We start from the raw sequence: 12,352 nt of genomic DNA on the forward strand, positions 1-12,352 counted from the left end.
ATCGTTAAAACGGTTTGTCGGTAACAGGTGATAGATGACAAAGGTACGAACTACAGATGTTCGATCTCTGTAATCACGCTGTCGAATAGCGCTTCACCGGTTTTACTGCGCAGTTCTTGGTAAACCGCTGCATTCATCTTTTCTTTCATCTGAGCACGAACGTCGGTTGGCACTACGTTTACTGTCATGCCTTTCGCTTCAAGTTCTTTAATGACTTCTTGGTTCTGTTTAGCCGCGAGATCACGCTGTACTGCGATGGTTTCTTGGCTTACTTCATTGATTAGAGTTTGCTGATCACTCGGTAGAGAGTCCCAGAACTCTTTATTCATGAACAATACGTAGTTAGTGTAAATATGGTTGGTTAGCGATAGATACTCTTGAGCTTCGTAAAAACGCTCTGCATAGATGGAGTAAACCGCACTTTCTTGTGAGTTGATTAAGCCTTGCTGTAGCGAAGTGAAGATCTCACCCCAAGAGAGTGGTGTAGGCGCTGTGCCGACTGATTTCCAAGCACTGATTTGTGTTGGGTTTGACGCCGAACGAATTTTTAAACTATTAAGATCTTCAATACTTTCGATAGGTTGCTTGTTGTTGGTGATACTACGAAAACCAACCTCCATGAAACCTAAGCCATGAAAGCCTTTTGATTCCATTGACGTAAGAAGTGGTTTGCCGATTTTGTCGCTGTCCAATGCCTTGTGTGCTTGTGCTTCATCTTCAAATAGGTAGAAAACATCAAGTACGTTGAACTCAGGTACGTAAGGTGACAGCAACACCGATGCACCAAAGGTCATCTGTAAGTTGCCTTGCTGGACAAGCTCTGTGGTTTCACGAACATCACCGAGCTGTCGAGCTGGGTAGATCTCCACTTCAAGTTCGCCGTTAGAGCGAGCTTCAAGTTCTTTTTCAAAGTGCAGCATCGCTTTATGTACGGGTGAAGTTTCTTGGCTATCGTGAGCAAGACGAATCACATTGCTTGCAAACGTATTCATGCTAGATAGGGTTAAGCCGAGGGCAGTTATCGAGGTAAAGATTGCGCGTTTCATTGTTCTTCCTTTTTCATCACATGACTTTTTATGTGCATTCATTCGAGTCATGTTGGTCAGTGGGTTTTTATTCCGCACTTCATATCCTTATTTTGCATACGAATCCAAAATATAAACACACAACTAACAAGTCAATAACAAATCCATAAAAGTGATAAAGAAGTTAATTCGAATAGACGAAATTTTAGGCGAGGTCACAGAAAGAAGCCCTAATATGATATTAGGGCTTCTACTCTAAATTGAGTGGCGTTTTGTTGATGGGAAAACAGCGGATTTAACAAGTTGGCGGTGGGACTAAGTTGGCTAAACCTTTTATGAACTTAGTGATGTACTACCTCGTTCCACTATAATTCCGGGTTCCAATAGGTAAGTCCCTTTGGCATCGGTATTCTCATTGATACGTTGCATCAAATCTCCCACAGCACTCTGTACTATCTTGTCTACTGGTTGCGCAATAGTCGTAAGATCGTAACTCGGCCATGCGGCCATTGGGATATCATCCACGCCCATGACGGCAAAGTCTCTCGGGATATGGCAGCCAAGCTTTCTAAGACCATCCATGACACCCATGGCAAGGATATCATTAGCACAGAACACGGCGTCAGGTTTTGATGTGTGTTCCATCAGCTCTTTCGCTGCCTCTAATCCAGCCTCAAAACTGTATTTTGCATTGATGAAGATAGGTGAAGCTGCTTCACGTGTTTTTACGGTTTCAGAGAAGCCTAACCAACGTTTGTCACTGGTCATTGAGCCTGCATCACCACTTACATAAGCCAGCTGTTTGTAGCCTTTATCAAGTAAATAATCTGCTGCTTGCGTGCCAGCTTGCTGGTTGTCTAGGCCAGCGCTGTTCGCATTGACACCTTCGGTATAGCGGTTGATGAGGCTTAAGTGAACACCAAACTTTTCACATTGTGCAAACGCACGAGAGGTCAGGCGGCTTGTGGCGATGATCAAGCCATCAACCTGATATTCAATTGCTCGTGAAATGGCGAGATCCAAGTCGTCTTTGTCGATAGGGCAAAGGACAACTTGACCGCCGCGCTTTTGAATTTCCATCGCGAGTGCACGAGATTGCAAGTCGTACATTGGGTTTGATTCGCTATCAAGTGCGATTGCCACTAACCCTGAACGATTGGAAATAAGGCTGCGAGCGATCGCATTTGGCGTGTAGCCAAGCTTGGTCGCGGCATCCATAACCATTTTACGCTTCTTCTCACTAATGCTCGCTGTCGGACTGAATGCCCGAGAAACAGTAGACTGAGAAACGCCAAGCATTTTGGCAACATCAATAGAGGTAACTTTCGCTTTTATGGTGAATCTCCTTATATCGCGATAAATCCAAGCGCCACCTTGAATAGGTCAACAGGCCCTAATGAGCAAGGTTTGATAATTACAATACGTGTAACATTTGAAATCACAAAGAAAATTTATGAATTCATGACGGCTTGCTCATTTCGAAAGCCATCAATGATCATTTTGTGTTCAGAACCGACGCAAAAGAAGTTAACGCCGAGCTCTTTCCAGTGACGAGCCGCTTGAGCATTTGCGACAAACATACCAACGGGCTTGTTAACCTGTTGAGCTGCTTTGATTATTTTGATACTCGCTTCTCGCACGCATTCATCATTCACACTTTCAGCACCGTAAGACACGGCTAAGTCTACTTGCCCAATGAACAGGGCATCAACGCCTTCCACTTTTGCGATTGATTCAGCATTTACCACACCTTCTGGATCTTCAATTTGCGCAATTACGACTGTGTCGCTTTTGCTGTCTTTCAAGTGACTTGCCATTGGTTTGGTTGTGTATTTTGCTGCGCGGCTTGAGCCTGCATAGCCTCGGCCACCTTCAGCATAATGGGACATCTTCACTAGTTTTTCTGCTTGCTCGGCGCTGCATACGTGAGGGATCTGGATTCCTGTCGCACCGCAATCTAACGCATTCAATATGGTCGATGGCTGGCTATCTTGAACTCGAACTACGCAAGGGAGCTGATTAGCACGCGCAGCAAGAATACAGCTATCCAGTGTCGATCTATCAAAAGGGGCGTGTTCCGCGTCTAGCACAATGAAAGGGAGTTCTGCCAACGCCAGCACTTCAATGATGTGTGGGTGAGGGGTTTTAACAAAAGTCCCAAGTAGCTCGGTGTTGCTTAGTGTGTTCTTAAAGTTATCCATTACTTTTTATTCTCCATTACTTTTCGTTCGCTTTTGCAAAGGTATGCAAAACTTAACATGTGTTGTTGTAAAAAAGAGTAAAAACAATGTGATCAATGCAACATAAATTGACTGTGTTTTAATCCGATTGGCATCGTAACTAACCGTTGATAAAAGATTTTGTTATTTGAAACAATAACTTGAGATTGATTTTCTAAGTTGAGAAATGAATTTGCCAAGTGTTAAAAAAATGTTTATGTTTGTTTTGCATTCGTATCCAAAAGTATACAAAACAAAGAATAAACTCTGTTAAAACCAATAATCAGCAAACACTAGGCATACGCCACAAGGAGAATTACGCATGGCTCGCATTCTAAAACACGGCATCACCGAAGAAGCATCAGCATCAAACAACGCGCAAGTGCGCCAAACGGTAGAGAACATTCTTTCTGACATTGAAAAGAAAGGTGACAGTGCAGTTCGTGAGCTTTCAGAAAAATTTGATAACTGGTCTCCGGAGCAGTTTCGCTTAACAGATGAGCAAATTCAGGCATGTGTGGACGCATTGGACGAATCAACCAAGCACGATATTGAATTTGCACAAACACAGGTTCGTAACTTCGCTCAGATCCAACGTGACTCAATGCATGATGTAGAAGTAGAGACCATGCCGGGTGTTGTACTGGGCCACAAAAACGTGCCAGTAAACAGTGTTGGTTGTTATATCCCAGGTGGTAAGTACCCATTGGTTGCATCAGCGCACATGAGTGTTCTTACTGCGAAAGTGGCTGGTGTGAAGCGTGTGATTGCTTGTGCTCCTCCTTTTAATGGTCAACCAAATGTGGCAATTGTTGCGGCAATGGCGACGGCTGGTGCGGATGAGATTTACTGTTTTGGTGGCGTACAAGCGGTAGGTGCGATGGCTCTTGGTACAGAAACGATTGCTCCAGTAGATATGATCGTTGGCCCTGGTAACGCATTTGTTGCAGAGGCAAAACGTCAGCTGTTTGGTCGTGTTGGTATCGACTTATTCGCAGGCCCAACAGAGACGCTTGTGATTGCAGACGAAGAGGGATGTGACCCTGAATTAGCAGCGGCGGACTTACTTGGTCAAGCTGAGCACGGTTACAACTCTCCAGCGGTACTGCTAACCAATAGCGAAACTTTTGCAGAAGAGACAGTAAAAGAGATTGAGCGTCAGCTAACGATTCTTCCTACTGCTGAAGTGGCAGGTAAGGCTTGGGAAAACTACGGTCAAGTTATTGTGTGTGATAGCTACGAAGAAATGGTTGAAGTAGCAGATGACATTGCTTCTGAACACGTACAAGTAATGACAAAAGATCCTAAGTACTTCCTAGATAACATGACGAATTACGGCGCATTGTTCTTAGGTCGTGAGACGAACGTTTCTTACGGTGATAAATGTATCGGTACTAACCATACTCTGCCAACAAACAAAGCAGCGCGTTACACCGGCGGTCTGTGGGTTGGTAAATTCATTAAAACATGTACTTACCAGCGCGTAACTGAAGCGGCTTCACTAAAAGTCGGTGAGTACTGTTCACGTCTATGTGCACTAGAAGGTTTCGCTGGTCACAAAGAGCAAGCAGACATCCGCGTTCGTCGCTACAAAGAAAAATCGGTAGAGGCATAACATGACAAAACTCGCCTTAGTTACAGGCGGCAGTGGCGGCATCGGTGCCGCCATATGTCACAAATTAGCGCAATCGGGCTATCGCGTTGTATTTACCTACAACAGCAATGAGGTTGCAGCTCAACAGATCTTGGACAGCTTGGAAGGTTCAGGCCATGCCATGTATCAACTGAATGTTGAAGACAGTTCTGCGATTGGCGCTTTGGCCGAGCAAGTTAAAGAATCGTCGGATTCATTAGACTTGCTAGTGAACTGTGCAGGTATGACGAAGTTTGTCGCGCACAACGATTTAGAGTCCTTAAGCGACGATCTGATAGACAAGATTTTCCGTGTCAATGTTCGCGCTCCATTTGCGATGGTTCGCGCGTTTGAACCTTTACTTCGCAGCGCTAAGGGTTGCGTAGTAAACATTACCTCGATTGCAGCGCAAACGGCTATGGGTAGCAACGTGGCGTACTGTGCGAGTAAATCAGCGGTTGAAAACATGACACGTTCATTAGGACGCGCTTTATCTCCAGATATCCGAGTACTCGCTGTTGCTCCTGGCTTAGTGGATACCGAATTTGTTAAAGGGTTAGATGATGAATGGCGCAATGCACAAGAGCAGTCAACACCGCTTAAACGATTAGCGAGTGACGAAGAGGTTGCCAACGCCGTTTATGCAGCTGCAGAGCTACTGACATTTTCAACTGGTAACACCATCGCAGTCGATGGTGGAAGACCGCTAGGTTAGGCAAGAAGGAATTTAGAATGACCCTACAAAATACAATAAATAACAATCTCGTTCGTTACATGGAGCTTATCCCAGGCACGAGTGCTTTCATTGATGCACGTACACCGGGAAGCGACTTAAAAGACAACTTCTGTATCATCGGTGCTGGTGTGGCTGAAAGCAGCCGTCAACATGTTCATATCCGTGAAACAGCAGGCTTTAACATTGGTGCAGCGGGTCAGCCACCTGGCATCAAGAACTCTTTGCACTCTCATCACACTGCTGAGCTATTCGTGGTTTTCAAAGGTCAGTTTAGATTCTACTGGGGCAACGAAGGTGAACACGAAGCGGTATTGTCGCACGGTGATGTTATCTCGATTCCAACTAACCTGTTCCGTGGCTTTGAGGTTGTAGGGCGTGATTACGGCTTTATGTACTCTGTGTTAGGTGGTGATAACTCGGGTGGTGGCGTAGTTTGGCACCCAAGCGTGATTACTGATAGCCAGGGCTACGGCTTATATCTAAAAGCTGACGGCACATTGGTTGATACTATTGACGGTGATGTTGTGCCAAATCAATCTGATCTGATGCCACTATTATCGGAAGAAGAACTGAGCAAGTTCGATACGTATACGGCTGAACAGATGATGCCTTTCGTTGCTTTAAAAAAGGATTACCGAGAAATCTCGGGCGACTTTGACAAGCCTGGTGTTAAACAGTTTGCATTAACAGGCCACCCATCTGCGAGCTATGATTTCCAAGTTAAAAGCGTTGATGACGTGAGTATCTTGGCTTACGAGTTAACGGAAGGGGCGAGTATTCCTGTTCACCAACGTGACGAAAAGCAGGTGTTGATTAACTTTGAAGGCGATACTTTGCTTAACCTGGTGAAAGATGGCGAGCAAGCTCAACTGGTGTTGACGACTGGCGACGTATTTAGTGTACCAGCAGGTGCATCGTACAGCCTAGAGAACCTAAGAGGCACAAGCTTCACTTACGTGGTATTGGGTTCTGACCAACCACAAACACTGCAAGGCAACTAATGATGAAACCAGAATTACCACTGTTATGGTTACCTGGTTTGTTATGTGATGAAGCGTTGTTTCAAGACGTCAATAAAGAGCTGCCCGATTGGGTGGCTCCTTTTACTTGTGACTTGGGAACCGACACATCCATGCAAGCCTTGGCGAGTAAAGTGCTAGAGAACGCCCCGGAAAGTTTCGTGCTTGGCGGTCTATCTATGGGCGGTATTCTTGCGTTTGAAGTCTTTCGACAGGCGCCACAACGCGTGAAAGGCTTAATCTTAATGGACACCAATTCCGCAGATGAAAAGCCAGAGGTGTCGGAGAAAAGAAATGCTTTAGTCGATAAAGCAAAAGCAGGGGAGTTTGAGTCAATAACCCCTGACATCTTAATGCCAGTGCTCATTCATCCGAACCGGTTAGCGAACCAAGAACTGACTCAAAGAATCACGCAAATGGCGAATAACATCGGCATGGAAAGGTTTGAGGCTCACGCTCAGGCATTGGCGACTCGTCCTGACGCTAGACCATTACTGGCGGACATTCAGGTTCCGACGTTGATCATTACAGGTAAAGATGACCTGTTATGTCCAATTGATAATCACCTGTTAATGGCAAGACATATCAAGCAGGTATCACTTCATGTCATTCCGGAGTGTGGTCATTTAGCGACGATGGAACAGCCTAAGATCATTGCGCAGCATATTCGTAGCTGGTTTGAAGCCAGTCAGCTGTGATTCTTAGTAGTGAGCTGGCGAAGTCACTTTTCATGTCGAGTATGCAATATAAAGTGCAGTGCGCTTTATATTGCTATTGCCTCTGCACCTAAACATGAAAAGCCGTTGTTGATTTATGAGTCGCTTTCAACCTGATCAGCAACAAACTCTACAAACCTATCCCTGAGTGGGTTGTCACTCTCTCCATTCCAGATTAACCCGACAGGCCAAGTCGCGTGTTCACCTTCTAACGCAATGAATTCCACATCGGTGTTACTAATGTACTGCGCACTGCTGGGTACGATGGTGAAACCGATATTGGCCGAAACCAAGGCAAGCAGGGTGAGGATATCATCGGCTTCTTGTGTCTTAGATAAGTCGATTTTATTGGCAAGACAATATTGTTGAATCTGTCTGTCTAATCCGGGGCCACGGTGCTGAGCCAATTTTAGATAAGGCCATTTCGATAACTCAAAGAGAACCTGATCGTTACCTGGCGCTTGCTTGAGAATATCTTTGTGAACCGCAATCACAAGCGAATCATTGAAAAGCGTTAGGCTCTTTAAATCCGAGGAGTCGGGTATTCGATTGAAGCTGATATCGAGTTCATGGCTCAATAGCTCGTCGGTCTGCTGCTTAGAAGGTGTGTCATTTAAGGTGATGTGAACGTCTGGGTACTGTTGTTTATAGGCGGCAATCAGTTTAGGTGCTTCGTGATAATTAGATACGCCAAAACCAATGTTCAAATGCCCCTGAGTTCCATTCACTACGGAGCCTGAAAGCTGCTCAAACGCTTGCATTGAATGAACCAAACGTTGGGCTTCGGGTAGTAAGGTTTTACCTGCGTGTGTCAGTTCTGCGCCGTTCCTGTCGCGAGAAAACAGACTCGCTCCTATATTGGATTCCAGTCGTTGAATCTTTTTGGTCAGTGCCGACTGAGTAATGTAGAGCTGCTCTGATGCCATACGATAATTGCCCGACTTAGCCAACTGACAAAACGCCTTCAGTAAATCAAATTCCATTCCGAATGCTCATTGAACTAAGAATATCTTTCATTATATGGAATTGAATCGATTTTTTATACTGAGTTCATACCAAATCAGATAAAGCGAAATTTGAGGACGAATAATGAAAAGAGACATCAAAGTAGCGTCGGTTCAGTTTAACCATCATGCAGGCGATAAGGCGTATAACTTGTCGGTGATAGGTCAATACGTTCAACAAGCTGCGAAGAGTGGTGTGGAGATCATCAGTTTCCCAGAGATGTGCATCACTGGCTACTGGCATGTGTCTGCTTTGTCGCGAGATGAGATTGAAGCGCTAGCGGAACCTGTGCCGAACGGTGAATCGACTCAAAAGCTGATTGCACTGGCAACACAGTTTGGAATGAGTGTTGGGGCTGGTTTGATAGAGCAGGACATCGATGGCGAGTTATACAATACCTACGTATTCGCTATGCCCAATGGAGAAGTTCAGAAACACCGTAAACTGCACACCTTCGTTAGCCCACATATGATCAGCGGCGACCAATACACGGTGTTCGATACGCCTCATGGTTGCAAAGTCGGTATCTTGATTTGTTGGGATAACAACTTGGTCGAGAACGTCAGAATCACTGCTTTGAAAGGGGCTGATATATTGATTGCACCACACCAAACGGGCGGTTGTCAGTCACGTAGCCCCAATGCGATGAAGCGAATTGACCCAGATTTATGGTTTAACCGAGATGAAAACCCAGATGCGATTCGTGCTGAAATGCAGGGCAAGAATGGCCGCGAGTGGTTAATGCGTTGGTTGCCTGCAAGAGCGCACGATAACGGCATGTTTGTGGTGTTTAGTAATGGTGTCGGCGTTGATATGGATGAAGTAAGAACAGGCAATGCGATGGTCCTCAGCCCTTATGGGGAAATCATTGCTGAGACCGATAGTGTTGATAACGATATGGTGATTGCAGAGCTAAAAGCAGAAGAGTTAGATATGTGTACTGGCAGACGCTGGATTCGTGGCCGTAAGCCTGAGCTTTATCATTCGCTGACGCAGTCGCTAGGTCATGAATTGGACCCACACCAAGCGCGCTTTGCAGAGAAGTAATGTTGTAAGCTCAGGTGAAAAAGGATGTATTAGTAGCGGTTAAAAGGGTGGGGAAGTTGAAAGAGAAGTGAGGGTTTCTGATGTAGTCTATCCACTTAAATCATGTTTAAGTGGGTAGACTATTTACACATCAAGTATCGAGCATCTAAGTTCTATTCTTAGTGTCTTGTGTGAGAAGAAGTTAGCTCTGATGCACGTAACTGAGCAACGGCTTTCGCTAGTTCTAGCTGAGCTTGTGCAAAGTTAATGTCTATGTTGCCCTTGTTGATGTTCTCTAGAGCGGCATATTTCGCTTCTTCTGCGCGAGCGCGGTCAATGTCTTTACCATGCAAGGCCGTGTCGGCTAATAACGTAACCACATCCGGCTGAACTTCCAGCATCCCACCAGAGACATACAGCACTTGGCCTTCTGATTTAGGGTCTGTAACAAACACGGTTACGCCCGGTTTGATCTTACTGAGAAGCGGGGAGTGACCGGGGCGGATCCCCAGTTCACCGTCAGCGCCAGAAACGGCTAGGGCATACGCTGGACCTGAAAACAGCGTACCTTCCGCACTTACAATATTAAGTTGAAATGTATTATCTGTAATTCCGATAGCCATGGTGCACCTGCCTCTTAGAGTGATTTTGCTTTGTTAAGCACTTCGTCGATAGAGCCACAGTACAAGAACGCTTGCTCTGGGATATCGTCATATTCACCGCTCAATAGACCTTTAAAGCCTCTTAGTGTTTCGCTTAGCGGTACAAAGACACCTTTCTGACCGGTAAACACTTCGGCTACGTGGTAAGGCTGCGTTAAGAAACGTTCAATCTTACGAGCGCGAGATACGGTCTGTTTGTCTTCAGTAGACAGCTCATCCATACCAAGAATCGCGATGATGTCTTTTAGCTCTTTGTAGCGTTGCAGCGTTGTTTGTACTTTTTGTGCAATGTCGTAGTGCTCTTGGCCTACGATCAGCGGATCTAACTGACGTGACGTTGAATCTAACGGGTCAATCGCAGGGTATAGACCCAGTGCCGCGATGTTACGAGACAGTACAACGGTCGCATCTAAGTGAGCAAAGGTTGTTGCTGGCGATGGGTCAGTCAAGTCATCCGCAGGTACGTATACTGCTTGGATAGAGGTGATAGAGCCTTGTTTTGTTGACGTGATACGCTCTTGAAGTACGCCCATCTCTTCAGCCAGTGTTGGTTGGTAACCTACTGCTGAAGGCATACGACCTAGCAGAGCTGATACTTCTGTTCCCGCAAGCGTGTAACGGTAAATGTTATCAATGAACAACAGTACGTCACGACCTTCATCACGGAAGCGCTCAGCCATAGTTAGGCCTGTAAGTGCTACACGTAGACGGTTTCCCGGTGGCTCGTTCATTTGACCGTAAACCATGGCTACTTTGTCTAGTACACCTGCTTCTTTCATCTCGTAGTAGAAGTCGTTACCTTCACGAGTACGCTCACCTACACCGGTAAACACAGAAAGACCTGAGTGGGCTTTGGCGATGTTGTTGATAAGCTCCATCATGTTGACGGTTTTACCTACACCAGCACCACCGAACAGACCAATTTTACCACCCTTAGCGAATGGACAGATAAGGTCGATAACCTTAACGCCTGTTTCTAGAAGCTCAGTGCTGTTTGCTTGTTCTTCATAAGAAGGGGCTTCACGGTGAATCTCGTAGTTTTCTTTCTGACCGATTTCACCACACTCATCGATAGGTTGACCAAGCACGTTCATGATACGGCCTAGCGTTTCTTCGCCGACAGGAACCGTGATTGGAGAGCCTGTGTTTTCAACCGTTAGGCCACGACGTAAGCCATCTGACGTACCCATTGCAATACAACGAACGATATTGCTACCCAGTTGTTGTTGTACTTCCAATACTAACGAGCTTGCTTCGTCGCTAGTCACTTTCAATGCATCATAAACGCGTGGGCTGTTGCCGCCGCTGAACTCGACGTCAACCACCGCGCCGATTACTTTAACTATTTTTCCAACACTCATTCTTAAATCCTCAAATTCTGTTCTTGACCCAGTCTTTTCTAGCCCTAGACAGCTTGGGCACCTGAGACTATTTCACTCAGCTCTTGGGTAATGGCAGCCTGACGCGCCTTGTTGTAGACCAACTGCAAGTCATCAATGAGTTGGCCTGCGTTATCAGTCGCCGCTTTCATAGCGACCATTCGGGCTGCTTGCTCACAGGCAATGCTCTCAACAATGCCTTGATACACTTGCGATTCGATGTATCGATGTAACAGTTCTGAGAGTATGTCTTTGGGTGCTTGCTCATAGATGTAGTCCCAACGACGCGCTTTTTTAGGCTCACCACCTTCCTCAGAATCCGAAGGGTGGGGGAGCAACTGCAAGGTCGTTGGCGCTTGAACCATGGTGTTGACGAACTGGTTGTAAACGAGATACAAGCTATCGATTTTACCTTCGTCGTAATGCCCGAGCATCGCATTCACCGTACCTAAGATGTCTTCTAACTTAGGTGTATCGCCAAGACCTGACGTTTGTGCAATAACGTTGCCGCCGCGTTGGAAGAACGAGATAGCCTTAGATCCCACTAAGGTTGTTTCTACCTCGACTCCCTTGGTGCGCCATTGCTCCATTTCTTCTAACACTTTCTTGAACAAGTTTGAGTTCAAGCCACCACACAAGCCGCGATCGGACGAGATAATGATGTAAGCGACACGCTTAGGTTCACGCTGTTGCAGGTAAGGGTGCTGGTACTCCAGGGAACCCGATGCAACATGAGAGATAACTTTTCGCATGTTCTCGGCGTAGGGGCGAGTTAGCGTCATGTTGTCTTGAACCTTGCGCATCTTACTTGCTGCAACCATTTCCATTGCGCTAGTGATTTTCTGAGTGTTACTAACACTGGCTATCTTGGTGCGAATTTCTTTAGTACTTGCCATAATCTGCTCCTATTTGTTTTGATTTCCAGCTAACAA

12 protein-coding genes are annotated in these 12,352 nt (G+C 45.8%); 5 read left to right on the forward strand and 7 right to left on the reverse strand.

Translation table 11 applies throughout. The annotated features are described in order from the left end of the window. Positions 1-50: 50 nt before the first annotated feature. The 3 genes from AB4185_RS20115 to AB4185_RS20125 form a co-directional block, all read right to left on the reverse strand. Positions 51-1,046 carry a TRAP transporter substrate-binding protein gene (locus tag AB4185_RS20115; protein WP_176679831.1) on the reverse strand — a complete coding sequence of 332 codons (996 nt, stop codon included), beginning with the start codon at positions 1,044-1,046 and terminating at the stop codon, positions 51-53. 312 nt (positions 1,047-1,358) lie between these two features. After that, a complete protein-coding gene (locus AB4185_RS20120; protein WP_371725063.1) occupies positions 1,359-2,324 on the reverse strand; it encodes a LacI family DNA-binding transcriptional regulator in 966 nt (321 codons plus the stop codon). 152 nt (positions 2,325-2,476) lie between these two features. Continuing rightward, complete coding sequence (locus tag AB4185_RS20125; protein WP_372135845.1) at positions 2,477-3,226, reverse strand: HpcH/HpaI aldolase/citrate lyase family protein; 750 nt, start codon at positions 3,224-3,226, stop codon at positions 2,477-2,479. A 340-nt stretch (positions 3,227-3,566) separates the two neighbouring features. On the opposite strand from AB4185_RS20125, the gene hisD reads away from it, so the two are divergent. The 4 genes from hisD to AB4185_RS20145 are packed head-to-tail and all read left to right on the forward strand — an operon-like array spanning position 3,567 to position 7,330. After that, complete coding sequence (hisD, locus tag AB4185_RS20130; protein WP_372135846.1) at positions 3,567-4,859, forward strand: histidinol dehydrogenase; 1,293 nt, start codon at positions 3,567-3,569, stop codon at positions 4,857-4,859. Position 4,860: 1 nt separating this feature from the next. After that, complete coding sequence (locus AB4185_RS20135; protein WP_371725065.1) at positions 4,861-5,592, forward strand: SDR family NAD(P)-dependent oxidoreductase; 732 nt, start codon at positions 4,861-4,863, stop codon at positions 5,590-5,592. Positions 5,593-5,609: 17 nt separating this feature from the next. Then, complete coding sequence (locus tag AB4185_RS20140; RefSeq protein WP_371725066.1) at positions 5,610-6,614, forward strand: cupin domain-containing protein; 1,005 nt, start codon at positions 5,610-5,612, stop codon at positions 6,612-6,614. A gap of 2 nt (positions 6,615-6,616) precedes the next feature. Further along, on the forward strand, positions 6,617-7,330 hold the full coding sequence (locus AB4185_RS20145) for an alpha/beta fold hydrolase (protein ID WP_372135859.1): 714 nt from the start codon (positions 6,617-6,619) through the stop codon (positions 7,328-7,330). 113 nt (positions 7,331-7,443) lie between these two features. Here the strand turns inward: AB4185_RS20145 and AB4185_RS20150 are convergent, their stop codons facing one another. Beyond that, entirely contained in the window at positions 7,444-8,331 is an 888-nt protein-coding gene (locus tag AB4185_RS20150) for a LysR family transcriptional regulator (protein WP_372135847.1), read from the reverse strand. A 106-nt stretch (positions 8,332-8,437) separates the two neighbouring features. Between AB4185_RS20150 and AB4185_RS20155 the strand changes: the two genes are divergently transcribed. Further along, positions 8,438-9,400 (forward strand): nitrilase family protein, encoded by a 963-nt coding sequence (locus AB4185_RS20155; RefSeq protein ID WP_372135848.1) that lies wholly within the window; start codon positions 8,438-8,440, stop codon positions 9,398-9,400. Positions 9,401-9,558: 158 nt separating this feature from the next. Here AB4185_RS20155 and AB4185_RS20160 read toward each other — a convergent pair whose 3' ends face one another. The 3 genes from AB4185_RS20160 to atpG are packed head-to-tail and all read right to left on the reverse strand — an operon-like array spanning position 9,559 to position 12,316. Beyond that, positions 9,559-10,002 (reverse strand): F0F1 ATP synthase subunit epsilon, encoded by a 444-nt coding sequence (locus AB4185_RS20160; RefSeq protein ID WP_017060844.1) that lies wholly within the window; start codon positions 10,000-10,002, stop codon positions 9,559-9,561. A gap of 14 nt (positions 10,003-10,016) precedes the next feature. Further along, positions 10,017-11,402 (reverse strand): F0F1 ATP synthase subunit beta, encoded by a 1,386-nt coding sequence (atpD, locus tag AB4185_RS20165; RefSeq protein ID WP_017060843.1) that lies wholly within the window; start codon positions 11,400-11,402, stop codon positions 10,017-10,019. A gap of 44 nt (positions 11,403-11,446) precedes the next feature. Beyond that, positions 11,447-12,316: a F0F1 ATP synthase subunit gamma gene (atpG, locus tag AB4185_RS20170; protein ID WP_017064727.1), complete on the reverse strand. Its 870-nt coding sequence runs from the start codon at positions 12,314-12,316 to the stop codon at positions 11,447-11,449. Positions 12,317-12,352 lie beyond the last annotated feature (36 nt).

The organism is Vibrio sp. 10N.286.48.F5 (assembly GCF_041469785.1).
Taxonomy (GTDB): domain Bacteria; phylum Pseudomonadota; class Gammaproteobacteria; order Enterobacterales; family Vibrionaceae; genus Vibrio; species Vibrio crassostreae_C.

Coding starts and splice junctions, on each gene's coding strand:
- AB4185_RS20135 (WP_371725065.1), top strand. CDS start 4,861: ATGACAAAACTCGCCTTAGTTACAGGCGGCAGTGGCGGCATCGGTGCC.
- atpG (WP_017064727.1), bottom strand. CDS start 12,316: ATGGCAAGTACTAAAGAAATTCGCACCAAGATAGCCAGTGTTAGTAAC.
- AB4185_RS20160 (WP_017060844.1), bottom strand. CDS start 10,002: ATGGCTATCGGAATTACAGATAATACATTTCAACTTAATATTGTAAGT.
- AB4185_RS20115 (WP_176679831.1), bottom strand. CDS start 1,046: ATGAAACGCGCAATCTTTACCTCGATAACTGCCCTCGGCTTAACCCTA.
- atpD (WP_017060843.1), bottom strand. CDS start 11,402: ATGAGTGTTGGAAAAATAGTTAAAGTAATCGGCGCGGTGGTTGACGTC.
- hisD (WP_372135846.1), top strand. CDS start 3,567: ATGGCTCGCATTCTAAAACACGGCATCACCGAAGAAGCATCAGCATCA.
- AB4185_RS20140 (WP_371725066.1), top strand. CDS start 5,610: ATGACCCTACAAAATACAATAAATAACAATCTCGTTCGTTACATGGAG.
- AB4185_RS20125 (WP_372135845.1), bottom strand. CDS start 3,226: ATGGATAACTTTAAGAACACACTAAGCAACACCGAGCTACTTGGGACT.
- AB4185_RS20150 (WP_372135847.1), bottom strand. CDS start 8,331: ATGGAATTTGATTTACTGAAGGCGTTTTGTCAGTTGGCTAAGTCGGGC.
- AB4185_RS20120 (WP_371725063.1), bottom strand. CDS start 2,324: ATGCTTGGCGTTTCTCAGTCTACTGTTTCTCGGGCATTCAGTCCGACA.
- AB4185_RS20145 (WP_372135859.1), top strand. CDS start 6,617: ATGAAACCAGAATTACCACTGTTATGGTTACCTGGTTTGTTATGTGAT.
- AB4185_RS20155 (WP_372135848.1), top strand. CDS start 8,438: ATGAAAAGAGACATCAAAGTAGCGTCGGTTCAGTTTAACCATCATGCA.